The 18,099-nt window shown below is 59.4% G+C and carries 18 protein-coding genes and 2 pseudogenes; 6 read left to right on the top strand and 14 right to left on the bottom strand.

The genetic code is table 11. From position 1 onward, the window contains the following. Positions 1-2 precede the first annotated feature (2 nt). Positions 3-917 carry a carbamate kinase gene (arcC, locus tag SM763_RS20650; RefSeq protein ID WP_347510499.1) on the top strand — a complete coding sequence of 305 codons (915 nt, stop codon included), beginning with the start codon at positions 3-5 and terminating at the stop codon, positions 915-917. Positions 918-1,002: 85 nt separating this feature from the next. Here the strand turns inward: arcC and lgt are convergent, their stop codons facing one another. The 11 genes from lgt to SM763_RS20595 form a co-directional block, all read right to left on the bottom strand. Continuing rightward, positions 1,003-1,926, bottom strand: coding sequence for a prolipoprotein diacylglyceryl transferase (gene lgt, locus SM763_RS20645; RefSeq protein ID WP_347510498.1), 924 nt, complete (start codon positions 1,924-1,926; stop codon positions 1,003-1,005). Further along, complete coding sequence (locus SM763_RS20640) at positions 1,920-3,260, bottom strand: APC family permease (RefSeq protein WP_347510497.1); 1,341 nt, start codon at positions 3,258-3,260, stop codon at positions 1,920-1,922. The genes lgt and SM763_RS20640 overlap by 7 nt, the downstream gene beginning before the upstream one ends. Next, positions 3,257-4,060, bottom strand: coding sequence for a hypothetical protein (locus SM763_RS20635; protein WP_347510496.1), 804 nt, complete (start codon positions 4,058-4,060; stop codon positions 3,257-3,259). Before SM763_RS20635 ends, SM763_RS20640 begins: the two co-directional genes overlap by 4 nt. Then, on the bottom strand, positions 4,053-4,739 hold the full coding sequence (locus SM763_RS20630; RefSeq protein WP_273187167.1) for a TVP38/TMEM64 family protein: 687 nt from the start codon (positions 4,737-4,739) through the stop codon (positions 4,053-4,055). The genes SM763_RS20635 and SM763_RS20630 overlap by 8 nt, the downstream gene beginning before the upstream one ends. Positions 4,740-4,749: 10 nt before the next feature. Further along, positions 4,750-5,175: a DUF6010 family protein gene (locus tag SM763_RS20625; protein WP_339647592.1), complete on the bottom strand. Its 426-nt coding sequence runs from the start codon at positions 5,173-5,175 to the stop codon at positions 4,750-4,752. A 97-nt stretch (positions 5,176-5,272) separates the two neighbouring features. Continuing rightward, positions 5,273-5,659: a DUF302 domain-containing protein gene (locus SM763_RS20620; RefSeq protein WP_339647591.1), complete on the bottom strand. Its 387-nt coding sequence runs from the start codon at positions 5,657-5,659 to the stop codon at positions 5,273-5,275. A gap of 172 nt (positions 5,660-5,831) precedes the next feature. Then, a complete protein-coding gene (locus SM763_RS20615) occupies positions 5,832-6,464 on the bottom strand; it encodes an EF-hand domain-containing protein (RefSeq protein ID WP_347510495.1) in 633 nt (210 codons plus the stop codon). Between the two features lie 356 nt (positions 6,465-6,820). Continuing rightward, positions 6,821-7,738 (bottom strand): DMT family transporter, encoded by a 918-nt coding sequence (locus SM763_RS20610; RefSeq protein WP_368999589.1) that lies wholly within the window; start codon positions 7,736-7,738, stop codon positions 6,821-6,823. A gap of 104 nt (positions 7,739-7,842) precedes the next feature. Beyond that, entirely contained in the window at positions 7,843-8,769 is a 927-nt protein-coding gene (locus SM763_RS20605) for a cation diffusion facilitator family transporter (RefSeq protein ID WP_368999588.1), read from the bottom strand. A gap of 99 nt (positions 8,770-8,868) precedes the next feature. Beyond that, entirely contained in the window at positions 8,869-9,570 is a 702-nt protein-coding gene (locus SM763_RS20600) for a copper resistance protein B (protein WP_368999587.1), read from the bottom strand. A gap of 25 nt (positions 9,571-9,595) precedes the next feature. Further along, on the bottom strand, positions 9,596-11,515 hold the full coding sequence (locus SM763_RS20595) for a copper resistance system multicopper oxidase (RefSeq protein ID WP_347510491.1): 1,920 nt from the start codon (positions 11,513-11,515) through the stop codon (positions 9,596-9,598). A 924-nt stretch (positions 11,516-12,439) separates the two neighbouring features. Here SM763_RS20595 and SM763_RS20590 point away from each other — a divergent pair. Next, positions 12,440-12,898, top strand: a complete 459-nt coding sequence (locus tag SM763_RS20590) for a c-type cytochrome (protein ID WP_347510490.1) — start codon at positions 12,440-12,442, stop codon at positions 12,896-12,898. A gap of 392 nt (positions 12,899-13,290) precedes the next feature. Next, positions 13,291-13,824 carry a cupredoxin domain-containing protein gene (locus SM763_RS20585; protein ID WP_347510489.1) on the top strand — a complete coding sequence of 178 codons (534 nt, stop codon included), beginning with the start codon at positions 13,291-13,293 and terminating at the stop codon, positions 13,822-13,824. A 253-nt stretch (positions 13,825-14,077) separates the two neighbouring features. Here the strand turns inward: SM763_RS20585 and SM763_RS20580 are convergent, their stop codons facing one another. Both SM763_RS20580 and SM763_RS20575 read right to left on the bottom strand, forming a co-directional pair. Beyond that, complete coding sequence (locus SM763_RS20580) at positions 14,078-15,046, bottom strand: DMT family transporter (protein WP_290919221.1); 969 nt, start codon at positions 15,044-15,046, stop codon at positions 14,078-14,080. 109 nt (positions 15,047-15,155) lie between these two features. Beyond that, positions 15,156-15,800: a hypothetical protein gene (locus tag SM763_RS20575; RefSeq protein ID WP_368999586.1), complete on the bottom strand. Its 645-nt coding sequence runs from the start codon at positions 15,798-15,800 to the stop codon at positions 15,156-15,158. Positions 15,801-16,130: 330 nt separating this feature from the next. On the opposite strand from SM763_RS20575, the pseudogene SM763_RS20570 reads away from it, so the two are divergent. Beyond that, positions 16,131-16,345 (top strand): annotated as a pseudogene (locus tag SM763_RS20570) (IS256 family transposase); the annotation flags it as partial. Here the strand turns inward: SM763_RS20570 and SM763_RS20565 are convergent. After that, on the bottom strand, positions 16,346-17,032 hold the full coding sequence (locus SM763_RS20565) for a DUF6629 family protein (protein WP_230802076.1): 687 nt from the start codon (positions 17,030-17,032) through the stop codon (positions 16,346-16,348). It abuts the pseudogene before it with no gap. Positions 17,033-17,288: 256 nt separating this feature from the next. Here SM763_RS20565 and SM763_RS20560 point away from each other — a divergent pair, with 256 nt between their 5' ends. Next, positions 17,289-17,651, top strand: coding sequence for an NADH-quinone oxidoreductase subunit A (locus SM763_RS20560; RefSeq protein WP_061979516.1), 363 nt, complete (start codon positions 17,289-17,291; stop codon positions 17,649-17,651). Continuing rightward, a pseudogene (locus SM763_RS20555) lies at positions 17,648-18,099 on the top strand (hypothetical protein); the annotation flags it as partial. The gene SM763_RS20560 and the pseudogene SM763_RS20555, both read left to right, overlap by 4 nt.

The following is an 18,099-nucleotide window of genomic DNA, read 5'->3' as shown; positions in this document are numbered from 1 at the left end:
CCATGCTGGTTGTCGCAGCCCTCGGGGGGAATGCGCTGTTGCAGCGCGGCGAACCTCTGACCGCAGAGGCCCAACGCGCCAACGTCGCCACTGCGGCGGCATCGCTGGCACGGATCATCGAGGCCGGCCACCAACTGGTTGTCACTCATGGAAACGGGCCGCAAATCGGCCTGTTGGCACTTCAGGGTGCCGCCTATAAACCCGATGAGGTGTTCCCGCTGGATGTGCTGGGGGCGGAAACTGACGGCATGATCGGCTATCTCATAGAGCAGGAGCTCGAGAACGCCCTAGGCCACGACCGCCCGGTCGCGACACTGCTGACCCAGGTCGAGGTCGACCCCAAGGACCCTGCCTTCGCCAGACCGACCAAGTTCATCGGCCCGGTCTATGACAAGGCCGAAGCCGAACGGCTTGCGCAGGCGCGGAGTTGGAGCATCGCCGCGGATGGTGCGCACTGGCGGCGTGTTGTGCCCTCACCCATGCCGATGGACATTCCGGATTTGCGGGTGCTCCAGCTCCTGCTCGAGCAGGACGTGACGCTGATCTGTGCAGGTGGCGGCGGCATTCCGGTCGTCCGTCGGCCGGACGGATCGCTGATCGGGATCGAGGCGGTGATCGACAAGGATCACGCCACAGCCCTTCTGGCGCACAAGCTGAACGCCGACGCGCTGTTGCTGCTGACGGATGTCGAGGCCGTGTTTCGCGATTTCGGCACCGAGGCGCAATCTGCCATCGACAGGATAACGCCGGAAGACGCCGGGCATCTCGATCTGCCCGACGGGTCGATGGCACCCAAGGTGGCCGCCGCCGCGACTTTCGTATCCGATCGCGCGCGTTTCGCCTCCGTGGGCCGCCTGGAGGATGCGCTTGCCATGCTGGAAGGCCGCGCGGGAACGATGATCGCCGAGGCGGACTGAGCGCGAACACAGCACCACCGGCGGGGTGGCGAGCGGCTGGGGCAGCCGCGCCCCGAGCCAACACCGACACCGGTCGACCGGAAGGTCAGGCGGTTCGGTCCACCCTCTGCGCCGTGTTCCCTGCCGGCGGTCTGAAAGCCCACCAGATCAGCCCCAACCCGATCAGGACCATCGGAAAAGACAACGCCTGCCCCATGGTCAGACCCCAGTCTCCGAAATGCAGGGCATGTCCGACCGGGTTTCCCTCGCTCACGAACTGCATGTCCGGTTGCCTGAAGAACTCGACGAAGGCCCTGGACAGGCCATAGCCAGCAAGAAACATCCCCGTAAGGGCGCCGGGCCTTTTCAGCCAACCTTTTCGCCACGCCAGAACCAGCAGCAGGATGCCCAACACCAAGCCTTCGAGAAGCGCCTCGTAGAGCTGCGAGGGATGCCTTGCGCACAGCCCTTCGACCCCCGGGCAGGACTGGGCCATATCGCCGGGAAAGGTCACGCCCCAGGGCATCTGCGTCGGACGCCCCCAAAGCTCGTTATTGGTGAAATTGGCGAGGCGCCCCAGAAAGAGGCCCGGAGGCGTCGCTAGGGCCAAGAGGTCCGTGGTTCCAAGAATCGGGGTCTTTTCGCGGATGCAGAACACGGTCGCCGCGATCGCCACGCCAAGAAAGCCGCCATGGAACGACATGCCGCCCTGCCAGACCATCAGGATTTCCAAAGGGTTTTGAAAGTAGTATTGCGGCTGGTAGAACAGGACGAAGCCGAGGCGCCCGCCAAGGATCACCCCCAGTATCATCCATGTCAGAAAGTCCTCGAGCTGCTTCGCGGTCATTGGCGGCCCCGACTCCGGCCACAGCGCAGCCCGCCTGACCGCGCGGACGCAAAGCCGCCAACCAATGAGAATGCCCACGATATAGGCCAACGCATACCAGCGCAGCGCCAGGTGAAAGCCACCGATATCGACCGAAAAAAGTTCGGTGCCGATATCCGGGAACGGGATGGCAGCGGTCAGCATGTCTTGTCCTTATAGGTTTCAGCGTGAGAGTCATGGTGGGCATCGCCGTCCCGCAGGTGGCGCAGGTAGAACCGTTCAAAGGCGAAGACAGCTGCCATCAACACGAGGGAGATGAATACGATCAGCGGGTCGCTTTGCCATTTCAGCACCGCGAAGGCCGACAGTACGACGATATCCAGGGTAATCGCTGTCACCAGGACGGCCCCCGCGGCGCCGATCTCGTGCCGGAGATGGCGGAACACGCCCCAGTGGATGATGATGTCCATGACAAGGTAGAAAAACGCCCCCAGAGACGCGATCCGGCTGAGGTCGAAAAATACGGTCAGGAAGCCCGCGATCACCACCGTGTAGATAAGGGTGTGATCGCGAATCGCACCCTTCATTCCGAAATGGCTATGGGGAATCAGCTTCATGTCGGTCAGCATGGCCAGCATGCGTGACACCGCGAAGATGCTCGCGATCAGCCCTGAGGATGTGGCGACGATCGCCAGAAGAACCGTCAGGTAAAAGCCCGTCCGGCCCAGGGTCGGCCCTGCGGCCTCGGCCAGCGCATAGTCCTTGGCCGCGATGATCTCCTCCAGGGTCAGGCTGGAGCCGACGGCGAAGGCGACCAGAAGGTAGACGATCACACAGATGCCGATGGAGGCGATGATCGCCCGGCCGACATTGCGGCATGGGTCGGTCACTTCCGCCCCGCTGTTGGTGATTGTGGTGAACCCCTTGAAGGCCAGGATCGACAGGGCTACGGAGGCGACGAAACCGCCGATCTGTGTCGATTGACCGTCCGTCGCCGCCTCGAACGAGACGCCACCCGCCCAGAGCGCGGCCGCGCCGAACAACGCGATGCCGCCGACCTTCAGGATGGCCATGACGATGGAGAACAGGCCAACGGATCGGTTGCCTGCCGCGTTGATGAAGTAGGAAAAGACGATCAGCCCTACGCCGAGGGCCGGCAAGGCCCATCCCGTTCGCTCGAGCCCCATGCCTTCCAGCAGGTAGGTGGCGAAGGTCCGTGCCACCAAGCTTTCGTTGATGACCATTGACAACGCCATCAGAAGCGCGGCGGCCGCGGCGATGGTCGTGCGGCCATAGGCCTTTTGAAGGATCATCGCAATGCCGCCGGCCGAGGGGTAGGCATTTGACATCTTGACATAGGTGTAGGCACTGAACGCGGTGACGAGCGCACCCGCGATGAACGACAGTGGAAAGAGCGGCCCGGCAAGCTGCGCGATCTGCCCGGTCAGCGCGAAGATGCCCGCTCCGATCATCACGCCCGTGCCCATCGCAATCGCGCCAGCCAGTGTGATGCTGTTCGCCTTGTATTCCGACTTCATTTCAATGCCTCCGCCTGATCATAGGTATCGCCGGATCGGGCCGACGGCCTCGCGCCGCGCGCGCGCCAGCACATGTCACAAACCGGATCACCGGCCGAGAGCGTCCTGGGCCTGCGGTAGTGTCCCCGCCGGCCGTCGCCGGCGATGATATCCGCGCCGGGCCAGTCATAGAGGCACCAGCTCTGTCGGAACGCCTCCAGCAGTTCGGGGTCCGCGCGGCGCGTCGCCACCTTGCGCGCGAAACTCTGCGGAGGACAATGGGTGAAATGCGTTTGCAGATCGTCACCCTTCCGGAAGACGCGCGTTTCGTAGCCGGGTGCGCCGACCGGGCGGAACGGAAAAACCAGCAGGGTTCGAATCGTCCAGCGCAGCCTGCGTCCGGGATTGCGGCTGACGACCCGCGCAGGTAGCGATGACAGGCGCAGCATGCGGCTGTAGAGATCCCAACCGATATCGGCCACGACCGAATGCGCGCAATCCGTTCCGACCCCGTGCCGTCGCAGCGCCGCATCGGCGGCGAGGGTATAGACGGCGAGTTCGACCATCAGACGGCTTCCGCTGTTGGGGAGGGCGTGCAGCCCGGCGATCTCCCGCATCTCTTCAACGACCCGGTCCAAAGTCTCGAGAAACCTGTCCCTGTCCTGCCGCAGCCAGCGCATCGTGCCGCCGTCCTCGTCGTAAAGCGTCCGGTTCGCCAGATGCCAGCGACAGGTCCGGCGCAGTTCCCGCCTCAGGCACCAGCGCACCGTCCTCCAGTGGAACGGCGCGGGTTGCTGCGGTGATGTGCGCGGGTCAGTCATGCGCTGCCTCCTTACGGCGCTGCTCCCTGATTGCCACGACGACAAGCGGGGTCAGGGTCAGCACGCCCAGTCCGACGGCCGCCCAGGCGGCCCGCCCGGGCTCGCCGCTGACCGCTTCGTTGCCGAAATGGGCCAGGATGAAACTGGCCGGGATGATTCCGGCGAGGGTCGCGAGGGCGAACCGCCAGAAGTGGAGGCAGCTCAGCCCGGCGGCGTAGCTCACGATATCGAACGAGATGAAGGGCATCAGCCGACTGGCGAACACCGTGAACGTCAGCGCGTTCTGCGAGCCCAGCCACCCCCTGTCCACGCTGTCGCCGAGCCACCTGGTCAAAACGTCCCGGCCGAGGAGCCTCGCCAGCGCGAAAGCCACCATCGCGCCCAGCTCGGCCCCGATGACGATGTAAATGGTGCCGATCGTATGGCCATATGCCGCACCCGCCGCGAGGGCGATGGGGGCGCTCGGTATCGGCGTCGCGACGATGGCGACCGTCATCAGCAGGATGATGACGGTGGGCCCCCATGCACCTGCGGCATTCACCCAGGCCGAGACCCGTTCGCCGCTCAGGCTTTCGACGAGCCCGGAGAGTGGGCCGAGAAACAGCGCCGCGACGGCCGCAATGAGTACGGTCGCCACGGCGATCTTCACGATGGTTCGGACGGGGATGCCATGCGCCAACAAACGGGCCTCATTCCAGATAAAGTACAAGAAAGAACGCGGCGGCGAGCAGGTCGAAGACGACGCAGAAGGGGATGTACCATTTCGGCACGGGCGCGCCGAACGCCCCGTTGTGGTGCAGCAGGTCCCAGACGGCATGCGCCGCCAGCCCGAGCGGCAGCGCGAGCGGGGACCACAGCAAGCCGGCCAGCGCCACGATGGCGTAGAAGATGGCGACGCCAAGCTCCATCCAGAAGATCCGTGTGGCACCGTCGGACGCGCCGAAGCCGATATAGGTCCCCCCGATCAGGGCCAAGGTCAGGGCCGCGATCGCCACCGAGACGTCCTCGCTCACCAGCAGGTGCACCGGCGCGAAGGCGAGGAACAGCCCTGCCCCGACGGCGCTCGGCCCCAGCGTTCGGACAAGGGTCCAGGTCCGGGTTTCGTCGGTTGTCATCTTGCGGGTACCCCATTTTAACTGGTCGATTCGGCGGTTCCATTTAACCATAGAGATTCCAGCCGCTGGAAGGTCAAGGTCTGATGCCGACGCGCCGTCAGGCGGCGTTGACCACTGCTCGCATAATGTCACGAACTTCACCCGCGACCCCGTGCAGCGCATTGCTTTCGATGGCCTGCATGGATGCCACCGGGTCGATGGCACTGATCTCGGTGCCGCCTTCGACGTCTCGAAGGACGACATTGCAGGGCAGCATCGCGCCAACGCGCGGCTCGATTTCGATGGCCTTGTACGCCATGTCCGGGTTGCAGGCCCCGAGGATGCGATAGGGCGCCATGTCGGCACCAATCTTGTTCTTCATCGTCGCCTTGACGTCGATCTCGGTCAAGACGCCGAAGCCTTTCTCGGCCAGCGCCTCACGGACTCGGGATTCCGCTTCGTCGATATCGGCGCCTTGCAGAGTGCGATCATAGGTATAGCTCATTGCGATTGCCTTTTCGCTCGCTTGGACAGGTATTTAACCAGTGCCAAGACCCCCAGCACAGCCAATACGAAGATGAGCAGCATTCACAGGCCGCCCATTCCAAAACCCATCATGTCGATTTCCTGTTTCGGGAGTGGCGACAGCACCGGCCCGGGGGCCGGCGCCGCTATCCTCAGTTGCTGCCGGTGCCGCCGGAATTGCCCATGCCGGAGCCCATGCCGGAGCCCATGCCCTGGCCGCTGCCAGCTTGGCCCTGCTGCATCTGGCCCATGCCGGAACGCATCTTCTTCATGCGCTCCATCTTCTTGGCCGGGGCGGTCATTTCATCGCCGGTGATGGCGCCGTCTCCATCCGCGTCCAGATGCTGAAACCGGTCGACCATCTTCTCGCGGATCATCGCGCTGTGCAGCGCCTCGAACTCGGCGATGGACAGCGTGCCGTCACCATCGCTATCATATTCGGACAGTTTGGCCTGCAGCTGTTCCCGCATCTCCTGCGGCGTCACGTTGCCGTCACCATCGGCGTCGAGCATCGGCATCATGCCGCCGCCGTGGCCGCCCATCATGCCGCCATCCATCATGTCGCCATGCATGCGGTGCATCTTCATCATCATCTTCATCATGCCGGGCATGTCGCCCATCCCGGGCATATCGCCCATCATGCCGGAGCCGTCGCCCTGCATCATCATTCCACCTCCGGCGGGTTTGGGTTTGGAACCATGACCATGGTCGTTTTGCGCATAAGCGGCCCCACCGAGCGCGGTTGCAGCTACCACCGACAGGGCGAGAAATGAGTGTCGAAACATGGTGATCTCCTTTATTGCTGAATCACCACCCCGAGGTATGATTTACAAAGGCCCGTGTCAGCTGGTGCCTCCAGACTTTGGTGTAACGTTTTGTATCGAAATGCTGGGCAGAAGTTCCTCACACGGATTCGATTCGCGCTTCCAAAGACAACTCTGGCACTCGAATCCGAATGACCAAACTGGCTTTTCTTGAACCCCCACAATTGCCGGGCCTCGCCTTCACCGAGCGCCAGTGAGAACGTGCACAGCGGGCCAACATCATAGAGCTGACCAATCGCCTGCTTAAACGGCTTAGCGATCTGGTAGGTAGCGAGGGGCGTGGCAGCGGCCTTACTCGTCAAGCTCCACAGCGCTTGTCACTCTGCGCACTGACAGGGGTGGGCCGCTATATCGGGCCGATCACGGGTCATCATCCGCGTCAGCAGAAACCCGGCCAAAAGCAACAGCGCGCCACCATAGATCATGCCCTTGGCCGGGACCTCGGCAAAGACCAGAAAACCCAGTGTACTCGCGACGACAGGTGAGACGATGATGTCGACGAGGGAATAGACGTTCGCATTTAACGTCTTTAGGACGATAGAGATTCCGAAATAGGCAAATCCCGTAGATACCAACCCAAGCGCCAGCGCCCATACACCAGCCGGTACGATGATGCCCAGCCTCTCGTTCTCCGCCATGCCCAGTACATCGCCGGTGCCGTAGATCAACAGCGCCGGCGACAAGACAAAGGCGGCCGTCAACATCGACCACGCGATGTCGTTGCCCGTCTCTGATTTGCCCTCATATCGCATGTAGGTGATCATCGCCGCATAGATCGCGCCATCCGTCAGCGCGACGAGATTGCCGATCATGTACCCGCCTGCCAGGGGTTTGGCGAGTACGATACCGACAATCGCAATACCGAATATGAGGATATGGCCAAAGCCGGCCCTCTCGCCGAGGAAGAACGCCGAGAATATGAAGGTGAAGAAGGGCGCTACGCTCCAGAAAATGACCGCATTGGCAATCGGCACCAGCGTCATGGCGTAATTGAATACACTGATCTGCGTCGCAATAAGAACACCGATGACAGCGGTGTCCTTCAGATTTCCCAAAGGCAGCCGGATCGGTCGACCTGTGGCGACTGGCAGCGTAAGCATCAAGAAAACAGCCGCTGTCAGGATCGCGTAAAAATTCAAAGTTTGAATGGGTATTCTGCCATCGGTCAACTTGACGAAGACACCGATCGTCGCCTCGGACAAGGTGATCAGAAGTAGAAGCAATACGGTTTTCATATCCGGTATCCGATATGGTGAGAAGCGTGGCTGAAGATCCCGCAGCGCCCAAATAGATTTGGCAATCGCGCGTCCCGGCAGCCGCAGGTGCGTGTCGGGGGCAGTCAGACGTGATTGGGCCTCACGTCCGAGGTTATGTCGATGGTTTCAGCGCCACTTTCGTCAAGGCAGCGGTCTTCGACCTGTAACGTGACGAAAAAGAAACCAAAACGCTCTCGCAACATACTATGGGCGGCCTTTAGAACCTGCTGCGGATCAATCCCTTGCCGGGCACGCAAATGAGCCGAAAAGACATATCTGCCGCTGGTCAGCGCCCAGGCGTGGACGTGATGTGCGTCCGCGACACCATCTACCGCCTCCAGGTTTCGCGTGACCTCGCCAAGGCTTACATCGCTGGGGGTGCCCTCCATGAGTAAGTGCATGGAATCCCGCAGGATCCCCCAGCTTGCCCAAACCAGCACGAACCCGAAAGCCATGCCGAGAATTGGATCAATGAGCAGAAAACCCGTGAATTTTATGACCAACGCAGTGATGATGATCAACAGACTCCCAACGAATGTCTGAATGATATGCCAGAGCGCACCCTTGACGTTCAGATCGCTGCGGCTCTGCTTCCATATCAACCCGAGCGATATGAACTCGGTCACAAGACCTCCAGCCGCTGCCCAAAGCATTGGACCGGTCGGCAGATCAATAGGAGACCCTAGCCGCATTGCAGCCATCACGATCACAACGACTGCCATGGCAAGGAGGAAACCGCCATTGACCAGCGCGCCGATGATTTCTGCGCGATACCAGCCAAAACTGCGATTCTCATCTGCCGGACGATGGGCGAGCCGCGCCGCAACTATGGCCACAAGAACGCCACCCACAGCAGAGAAGGTGTGGAACGCATCCGAGATCACCGCGATGGAGCCGGTCCAAAGGCCGATTGCCATCTCAATGACGAAATATACACCCGTTAACCAAGCTGAAATTGCCATGCCGCGACCGCTCTGCGGCATGTGACCTGCGTGTCCCTGTGCGCTCATAATGGCCTCCTTTCCAGTTTGGTTATTTTGCTTCTATGCATCTTCTGTGAAGAAGGACATCTTCAGGCCGCCCCAGCCTACAACCGGAGCGGCCAATTTTCAGAACATCAGACGCGTACCAATCACAATCGAGAATGCATCCGTATCGTCGCCATTGGCGCGCAGAATATCCTTGGTATCGCCAAACGAGGCTTCATAGTTCACGCCGATGTAGGGAGAGAACGCGCGGTCGATGACATCGTAGCTGAGCCGTGCACCGATCTCGACTACCGCACCGCCCGCGCCGCGTTCGCGCGCAAGATCATCCTTGAGAGGCAGATCAACCTCGATGCTCGGCGTGAGGATCAGGCGATTGGTCAATAGCGCCTCATACTCTGCCTCGAAACGGAAGAAGGGGTGATCAGAGATGAAGAAATCGGCATCGATCTCGAACCACTGCGGTGCAAGTCCCTTCACGCCCACCACGCCAGCGTAGCGGTCGGGAGCACCGTTCGGAGTGTCCGCATAAGCCCCCAGAACGGCGTCGAAGAACGTCGAGATCGGGAACTGCAGACGAATCTGGTTTTCTAGCTTCTCGAAATCATCCGATGTTAGTCCAAGCTCCGCCTCGCTTCGCCAGACGAATTTCAGCTCATCTGTTCCCGCGAGGGCATCAAAATCCCAGACAAAGGCATCCTCGCCATCCATCGAGCGATACTCGAACTGCTCAGCTTGAAAGCCCCAGATCAGAGGCTCAGCGTGTGCAATCTGAGCCAGGGGCAGAAGGAGGCCGGCTAGTCCGGCCAGTTTGAAACGTTTCATCATGATTTTCCTTGTATTGACTGGCTCAGGCCGGGCGCCCTCTGACCACGACTTTGCGGAACATACCCCCGTCGGCGTGGTAGGAGAGGTGGCAATGGAAGGCCCATTGTCCGGGAGCATCGACCTCAACTTCCATATCGACCGTGGTGCCGGGCTGAACGCTCACCGTGTGCTTGATAGGATTGCGCGAACCCTGACCGGTATCAACGATCGACCACATCCCGTGAAGGTGCATCGGATGCGCCATCATCGTTTCGTTGATGAACCGGATACGCACGCGTTCGCCATAGTTGAGCACGATAGGATCAGCGTCCTCGTATTTTACATCGTTGATCGACCAGATGTACCGTTCCATATTTCCGGTTAGACGCAGTTCAATGGTGCGCGACGGAGCACGGTTCCGATAGAGCGGCCGTGCGGCGCGCAAATCCTTGTAAGACAAGAACTTTCCGCCATTATAGGCTTTGGGCGTCAGCCCGCTGCCGGGTGCGTAGAACGGATCGCCTCCTTCTGACATCGCCATGCCAGAATGATCCATCCCTTTCATGCCAGGTTTGCTTGAACCGGACATCTGCGAGTGGTCCATACCTTTCATCGCAGGTTGCGTCGACATCTCCATCTTGGAATGGTCCATGCCTTTCATGGTCGAATGGTCCACTGCCTGCGCTGCTGGAGCGGTCGCGGAACCCATGTTGGAATGATCCATGTCCTGCATGGCCGAATGGTCCATACCAGTCATGTCTTGCATGCCACCCACGTTCTGCATGACGTGGTTACCCATATCCATGCCCCCCATCATCCCGCTCATGTCGGCCATGGTGAGCAAAGGCTTGGGTCGGAGAGGTGGCACCGCCCCGGCATAACCCTCCTTTGGTGACAGCGTCCCGCGAACCAGGGCGGTGCGGCCCATCGACTCGGCAATGATGCTATAGACCTTGTTTTCCCGCGGCTGGACGATGACGTCATATGTCTCCGCCACGGCAACACGCAACTCGTCCACCGTAACCGGTTTGACGTCGTTGCCGTCGGCCTGGACCACGGTCATCTTCAGGCCCGGGATTCGCATGTCGAAATAGGTCATGGCCGAGGAATTGACGATCCGCAGGCGGACCTTCTCACCGGGCCGGAACAGCCCAGTCCAGTTCTGCGAGGTGCTCCGCCCGTTGATCAGGGCAGTAAATCCCTGCACATCCTCAATATCTGTCGGCATCATCCGCATCCGGCCCCACATTCCGCGATCCTTGAGCGCAGCTTTCAAACTGTCCTGACGCGAGTCCTCGATCAGGGTCTGCAAGGTGCGTTGCGAGCGATTGTAGTAATCCGGCATCCTCTTGAGATTCCGCATAATCCGGCTGCCCGGATGCGGGTGCTTGTCGGCCAGTTGCACGACATAATCACGATCCGCCCGAATCCGTTCACCGTCGCGCGGCTCGATTACGATGGCCCCGTAGGCACCATCGGGTTCCTGAAAGCCCGAGTGGCTGTGGAACCAGTAAGTTCCCGCTTGCTGGATCGGAAACCGGTAGGTGAAGGTTTCACCCGGAGCGATACCGTTGAAGCTGATACCGGGGACGCCGTCCTGCTGGAAGGGCAGGATCAGCCCATGCCAATGAATTGAGGTGCTCTCGCGGAGGTTGTTGGTCACGTTTATGGTGACTTCCTCGCCTTCCTTGAACCGCAGGATCGTTGGAATCTGGCTCTTGTTGTAACCGACGCCCATTTTCCGAAAGTTCCCAGTATCTATCCGAACCCGGTCGACAGTGATATCATAGGTCCCTTTCGATGTGATCTTTGGCGATCCGTGCGCGCGCAATACCGTCGGCACGGCAAGCGCGGCAGCCGCAGTCAAACCGAACTGACGCCGGGACAGACCTTTTGCCAGATGTTCCGACGAACTGAGCGCTGTATCGGAAAGCGCACACTGTTTTGCTTTGAAGAGTCGCATACTCTTCTCCTTTGTGATGATTGAGTCGAAGGTTCGCCCGATCAAGGCAGACCTCGAGTAGTTTCCGAGGAGTGATCCCGCGAGTACCCGAGGTGTTTCAGGACCACCCCAACAGGGGAGCCCGTCACACGTTCACGCCGTTTCTTATTTGGGCGAGACCGGAAACCTTAGCCGTAAGATGCAGGGATGAGAATCGAAGCCCGTTCAGACTCGCGGAGGGGGCGAAGACGCTTCCGGCTTCAAGCTTTCTGCGTCGACCGCGCGAGACCCATGATAAACGGGAACAACAAGGAGCTTCGGTTCGGGTAGCGCATGATCGACGTTAGAAAAAGTGACGCAATGCACCATCATACCAGGGCAACCGGGGATAGTATCGTCCGCCACAAGATGTGCGTCACAATCACGAACGTCCATCGCGGCAACGTGGCTCCAATCTTCTTGCGGCAAATCGTCTTCAGACACGACAAACGTCATGGCCGCTAGCATCAAGACGATGAGCGACAAGATATGAGCCATCCGTGTCAGTCTGAAAAACCGCATAAGTCCCGAATCCTTTCGTGACTTAAAAAAGCGCGATTGCCATCAAAGATCAAGGATACATTTCGCTACATTAATTAGGCTCCTAAGACGTCGATTTTTCTTGACCTTCGAGATCTAAAACGTAGCCTCCCTTCGAAAATTATGGGGTGTTTTGAGGTCGAATATGCGACATTCAACAATGGGTTTTCCTGAAAGGTCCCGGTTCCTTCTAACATCAAAGGTCAAGTGTGACGACGGTCACTGCCCCGTTTTGCAAGAGCCATTGATCGAGAAAATTGACCAGCTAATCCCATCCCATGGCGAAAGTTCTTCATTCGAATATCGTGAGGTACGGAGCGCCGTCGATACGGCTGCCCCAACCATCTTTAAAATGGACGCTGAAATATGAGCAGACTTGGCTCGATCATCACCGGAGTTCTGGCCGTCGGGAGCGGTGCGCTTGTACGGCAGGTCATGCGTCCTGCACCAAGTCAGACGGGGCATTCCACGACGCCGCCCAACACGTCGGGTATTGCTGAAGGGGCGCCCATCTTCGAGGTGAAACTGCCGGAAAACTTGGCGTCCCTCGGGCAAATGAGAAAGCGCGCTTCCAATACGAAATGTGCGTCCTGCCACGGGACGAACGCAGCGGGTCGTGAAGGGAAAGGCCCGCCTCTGGTACACAAGATCTACAAACCCAGCCACCATTCGGACATGGCCTTCGTGATGGCGGGCAAGAATGGTGTCAGGGCGCATCACTGGCGCTTTGGGACCATGCCGCCGGTTGACGGTGTAACGGATACTGACATGAAGGCGATCACGGCCTATGTGCGCGCGCTTCAGAAGAAAAACGGGATATTCTGATGACATTGACGCGGAGCTTGGGCGTAATCCTTATCGCGTGTCTCATGGTTTTTTCGGCTTCCGTCGTTCTTTCAAGTGAGACAAGTGAGTACTTCGGGGCATCCGGTGCCGATCATGTGCGGTATGCACAGGAAAGCAGCGCTTCCGTGCGTCATGAACATGGCGACGCCGACCGGTCAGAGGACTGTCATCCGGGCATGGCCTGTTCGTTATCGGCAATCGGCACCCAACGGAAAGATATCACCCAGACACAATGTGCTTCTCACGTGAAGCCGGTCACGGTCGCACGCGTGGCGGACCGGTTCACGCCGCTATCTGATCCGCCGCCCCCGCGACAGGCGATTTGATTTCAGACACTCAACTCTACACTCGGCCGACACAAGGAACCCGATATGAAACCTTATCTTACACCTATCGCAAGCATCGCATTGCTCCTGACAACCTCAGCCGCCTTTGCAGGGCCCGGCCACGGCGACGGTCACGATGATAACCATGCAGCCATGATGGGGCAGCCCGGCGACGCGGCAAAGGCAGACCGCGTCATCAACGTCAGCATGACCGAGATGGCGTTCGAGCCGTCGAGCATTGAGGTCATGGAAGGGGAGACCATTACCTTCGTGGTCAGCAACGACGGCGAAATCGTGCATGAGTTCAATCTCGGCACGGAAAAAATGTGGCAGGGCCACTTGGACGAGATGATGAAGATGATGGACACCGGCATGATGACGGTCGACAAGATCAACCACGACAAGATGATGCAGGCCGGCATGATGCATGACGATGCTAACAGCGCTCTTCTGGAGCCAGGTCAAACGGCCAAAGTAACCTGGACCTTCGGCGAAAAGACTGAATTGGGCTTTGCGTGCAACGTGCCCGGACACCGTGAATCCGGTATGGTCGGTGAAATCAGCTTTATGCAGCACTGAGTCATTGACTCGTCTCACAGCGATTGAGTCGATAGCAAAGTCTTCAGAGAAGGGCGCTCATGGCGCCCTTTTTTGTATTTTCAGTTCCCTAGACCAACATGATATCGCTTCATGGCCATCGCCCGAGCTTTGAAAATCGACCGCCCATTTTCAACGACCTGACAGTTTCGTCCACTAGGCCTCCTAGGTCTGCACGAGGTACCCGGTGTCGTTCTGCCTGAAGACGACCATCCGGCCTTACGGCCCACTGCGTTTAACACGGCAGGGCGCAGTTGTGACTTTCGGATGCGCGCTGCTTATCTTGCTGGCTTGCTTCCTTGACGCGGTGCGCCCAGGTCACAAGCCCGATGCTTGAGAAAACAAGCACAAAGCCGACCAGGTGGATCGGGTAAAACTTATCCCCAAGCCAGAGGTATGACAGAGCCAGCGCAGACGCTGGCATCGCACTCATATAGCCCGACGCCGTGCTTGCAGACACTTGGCTCAACCCGCGAAACCAGATCAACGTTCCGATTGCGAGCGGGCCCATGCCCCAGACGACTATCGCGATCCATGCGTTCAGCGAAGGTTCGGCAAAGTCGAAGCTCGTGGCCTGGTAGAGTCCAGGCCCGGCAAAGAGCAGCACGGCCACCCAGACGATGAGCGGCAAGGCGACGACGGGGCTCAATTCCCTGATCATCTGCTTTCCCAGAATCGAATAGAGCGTCTGGCTGGCCACTGCGCAGAAGACCAGCACGCTGCCGAGAACGAGAGTCCAACCCGATGCCTGGATCGACTGGCCCGACACGTTGATCACGAGCACACCGGCGACGGCCAGCGTAATGGCCAAGAGCTTGCGCCAACCCAGGCTGTCACCCATGAAAACCACCGCTGCCGTGGCCATCGCCGCCGGACTCAGGCTCATCACGACCGAACCGACCACACCGTTCACGCGTTGCATGCCGTAGAGCAGGAACAGTGTGAAAGCAACGATGCCCACGCCGCCGATCACAACGATCTTGATCCAGTTCTGCCGGGATATTTGGGGCAGTTGTTTCCGGTAGATGAAGAGGAAGGGCGTCAATGCCAGAGCAGCTATTGTCAGACGGAGAAAGGGCCCGAGGAAGACGGGGAAGGCTTCTGACACGATCTTGGCGGACGGGGTGCCGGTGCCGAACAGCGCCATGCCGAAGAAGAGTTGAGCATAAACCAGCAACTGGCGTTTGAAACTCGCGTCCGTCATCTGTGCTCCTACACTCGCCGCAAAGTTTGGCTCCATGGACCATTTCGAAAATTCAGAGAATTCCCTTTAAGTATGGCCCGAGGGCTGCATTGGCCGAAATTGGCGCTCGTCAGGCCTTCCCCCACCAGACGAGCAAGGCAGCAAAAGCGGTCATCGCGGTAACATAAAAAGCAAATATTACAAATGCAAACAATACGGACCCAGATCGCCCCGGAAATGCCTTGGCAAGCTGGCCCAACCCCTCCGAATTCTCGACAGCCGTGACATAGAGCGGCAGCGCGCTCACCAGCGTGGCGTAGAGATAGACGCCCGAGATGTTCTCAAAAAGGAACGAACGCACCAGCGTCGGCGCAACGACCCGCAGGGCCGTCGCACGGCTCCCCCCAAAGGATCCGAACCAATCAGCTGACAAGAAATAGATCAAGGCATGCAGCCCGACAAAACCGAGCACACGCACGGGCAGGTCTGCAAGAACGATGGAACTGAGTTTGTAGCTGCGACCCGGAGTTGCAACAATCCACGCAAAGAGAAAGAAACTCACGTAGTTCAACAAGAAGACAACCGGAAGACGGTTCGTCACGACCTGCCGCAAGAACCTGCTGAGCGGCGGACCACCACCCAGCAGAAGAGTGCCGAAGCCGGGGGGCAGTATCACGTAAGCCAGAAGCACCGGGATCAGGCCGAGGAGGCTGAAAACGAGTGCATTTCGCGCGAAACGCAGGGCCGGCATGTTGATGGCGAAATGTTTCCGCATGAACCGCAATCTGACACGCTTGTTGAATGAAGGTCGATAGCACGATTGTGGTGTAGGAAATGGATTAGCAGCCAGCCTAATTAATGCTCGATGCTTTTTCGCCTTTGGGTCGAACAGGATAGATACCTGTGCGCCTAGCGCGCCCCGGTAAAAAATTTCGTGAAAGTGTAGGAGCGTTAAGGGCTAGGGCCAAAGACAAAGAATGGTGCTTTGGGGCGAGTCACCGATGCCAGCCCATGCCGTCGGGTACGAACAACCATGCGTTCGGGTTCTACTTGGCCCAACGTCCAATTTTTTGGGCTACGAAACCCTGAACCAGATGGAATAACGATGACCGACGAGAGAATGGCGCTGTTCGTCTGACCAAAAAGCAGGCCGAAAGGGATCTGGTGCGCGAGATGCTGGCCTATGCGGCCGCCCGGATCATGGAGGTGGAAGTGGAACTGCGCACCGGCGCCGCGAACGGCACGCGGTCACCGCTGCGCGAGGTTCAGCGTATTGGATACCGGGAATGGGACAGGGATGTGCTTGTCGGCACCGCGGCGTCAGGCAAATAGTTCAGGGCACTCACGGGCGCATTTATTAGTCAGGATAATGTAGACCAGATGCAGCGTTGCGAGACCCGCCAGCAGGCAGAAAAACGAAATATATGCGAATTGCAGGAAGGCGATATCGACCACGATCACCGCCCCCAGCGTCAGGGCGAAATGGCGCATGTGTTTGTAATGCGACAGCGCTGGCGGGAGGGTGATAAGGGTCACATAGATTGTATTGGTCAGCCAGCGTGGCATCATGAAATCCAGCCACATGGATTTTTCATAGGCCAGAGACTGATTGTTGACCTCGACCACCACCATGTCACTGTTTAGCCCGTGCGGTATGTAAAGCAGCAGTCCGAAAGCCAGCCCGATCAACGCCATGAGGCGGAACAACCGCTTTCGGGGGCTGTCGTCCGGTTCAAGCACGTAGACCGAGAAGGGGACCCAGATCGGCCACATGAACCAGGTGAAAAAGATGAACCCCATTGCCCCCCACAAAACCGTCAGGGGATCGTTTCCGTTCATGCCGACCCAGACAAAACCCTCGGTAAACTGCTGCAGTCCGGCGAAAAGCGGCATCAGGGCAAGCGGGAGATAGCGTTTGTTGCGCCGCCAAGCCACAATTGAAATGGCCGTGCCGCCGCCAACAAGAAAAACACTGGCGGCAAAGCTGACTTGAGCGGACAGGCACATTTGACTTCCCTCTGTCCTGTTTGTTCGGATCGTCAATCATGCAACGCTAAATCACCGGCCATCCAATTGGAAGAAACCAATTGGAGACCTGTGTTCTTGAAGTCCCAAGCCCGGAATTTTCGGAGAGCTGTAATGATCCGCAGCTCAAAGCGTCTGTGCATAACGGCAGCATGGCCGCTGGCGTTAGTTTGATTGTGCCGTTCTGCTTAAACCCTTAACACTTTAGAGAGTCGAGCACCCGAAGGAGGTAACACGGATGAGCGAGCTTTCCCAATACGCGATCCTTTTCGGGCTGAGTGTCGGTGTGTTCGGTTTCGTGCTAAGCCTTTACGGGCTCGCCCGGGCCATCGGGCGCACGCGCTCGGAACCGGGCAAGGACGTGCCCGCCACGGCCGGTACCTTGTCGCGTGATCCGGTCTGGGTCCGCTATCATGCGCGCTATGCCGGTTATGCGCTGCTGTTTCTGGCCTTCGACATGGAGATGGCGTTCATGTATCCGTGGGCGGTCGTCTACCGCGAAGAAGGGCTGATCGCATTGCTCGACATGGGCGTTTTCCTCTCAATCCTGTTCCTGGGCCTGCTCTATGGCTGGAGCCAGGGCGCGTTGAGGCGGCAATGACCATAGCCGGGGCGCGAGAGGGCGCGATGTACGGGATCAGGCGGGCGGTCGCGGCGGCCATGGCGCGCGATCTGACGGCCTTTGTGCTGCCCGGCCCGTCTGTCGCGCGGTCGATGGGGATCGACCTTGCCAATGCGCACCTGCGTGTTGTAGGCACCCCGCGCCATGCCGACGTTCTCATCGTCGTCGGCCCGATTCCGGACGGTCTGCGCGATGCCGCCGCCGTCACCTACGCGCAGATGCCGCGCCCCCGCGCGATCCTGGCACTGGGCGCAGGCGACATCGCCCCGTTGCCCGATGCGGACGTGTCGGCCCCGCTGACACGGGCCGGGCTGGCCGATCTGCGCCGCGTGATCGCCGCGGGCGCGTTTCGCGCTGACAGCGGGGAGTTTAACGCCCCCGCTCTTGAGGTGCGCGTGGAATACACTTGCCCGATGCACCCCGAAAT

This window comes from Pseudophaeobacter sp. C1-32P7 (assembly GCF_041008775.1).
In the GTDB taxonomy this organism is placed as follows: domain Bacteria; phylum Pseudomonadota; class Alphaproteobacteria; order Rhodobacterales; family Rhodobacteraceae; genus Phycobacter; species Phycobacter gallaeciensis_A.
The sequence above is the reverse complement of the archived record's forward strand: the minus strand, read 5'-3'. Positions and strand labels throughout refer to the sequence as shown.

Bases quoted from the DNA above. Each gene is read 5' to 3' on its own strand.
- arcC (WP_347510499.1), top strand. From the start codon at position 3: ATGCTGGTTGTCGCAGCCCTCGGGGGGAATGCGCTGTTGCAGCGCGGC.
- lgt (WP_347510498.1), bottom strand. From the start codon at position 1,926: ATGCTGACCGCTGCCATCCCGTTCCCGGATATCGGCACCGAACTTTTT.
- SM763_RS20640 (WP_347510497.1), bottom strand. From the start codon at position 3,260: ATGAAGTCGGAATACAAGGCGAACAGCATCACACTGGCTGGCGCGATT.
- SM763_RS20635 (WP_347510496.1), bottom strand. From the start codon at position 4,060: ATGACTGACCCGCGCACATCACCGCAGCAACCCGCGCCGTTCCACTGG.
- SM763_RS20625 (WP_339647592.1), bottom strand. From the start codon at position 5,175: ATGACAACCGACGAAACCCGGACCTGGACCCTTGTCCGAACGCTGGGG.
- SM763_RS20620 (WP_339647591.1), bottom strand. From the start codon at position 5,659: ATGAGCTATACCTATGATCGCACTCTGCAAGGCGCCGATATCGACGAA.
- SM763_RS20615 (WP_347510495.1), bottom strand. From the start codon at position 6,464: ATGTTTCGACACTCATTTCTCGCCCTGTCGGTGGTAGCTGCAACCGCG.
- SM763_RS20610 (WP_368999589.1), bottom strand. From the start codon at position 7,738: ATGAAAACCGTATTGCTTCTACTTCTGATCACCTTGTCCGAGGCGACG.
- SM763_RS20605 (WP_368999588.1), bottom strand. From the start codon at position 8,769: ATGAGCGCACAGGGACACGCAGGTCACATGCCGCAGAGCGGTCGCGGC.
- SM763_RS20600 (WP_368999587.1), bottom strand. From the start codon at position 9,570: ATGAAACGTTTCAAACTGGCCGGACTAGCCGGCCTCCTTCTGCCCCTG.
- SM763_RS20595 (WP_347510491.1), bottom strand. From the start codon at position 11,515: ATGCGACTCTTCAAAGCAAAACAGTGTGCGCTTTCCGATACAGCGCTC.
- SM763_RS20590 (WP_347510490.1), top strand. From the start codon at position 12,440: ATGAGCAGACTTGGCTCGATCATCACCGGAGTTCTGGCCGTCGGGAGC.
- SM763_RS20585 (WP_347510489.1), top strand. From the start codon at position 13,291: ATGAAACCTTATCTTACACCTATCGCAAGCATCGCATTGCTCCTGACA.
- SM763_RS20580 (WP_290919221.1), bottom strand. From the start codon at position 15,046: ATGACGGACGCGAGTTTCAAACGCCAGTTGCTGGTTTATGCTCAACTC.
- SM763_RS20575 (WP_368999586.1), bottom strand. From the start codon at position 15,800: ATGCGGAAACATTTCGCCATCAACATGCCGGCCCTGCGTTTCGCGCGA.
- SM763_RS20565 (WP_230802076.1), bottom strand. From the start codon at position 17,032: ATGTGCCTGTCCGCTCAAGTCAGCTTTGCCGCCAGTGTTTTTCTTGTT.
- SM763_RS20560 (WP_061979516.1), top strand. From the start codon at position 17,289: ATGAGCGAGCTTTCCCAATACGCGATCCTTTTCGGGCTGAGTGTCGGT.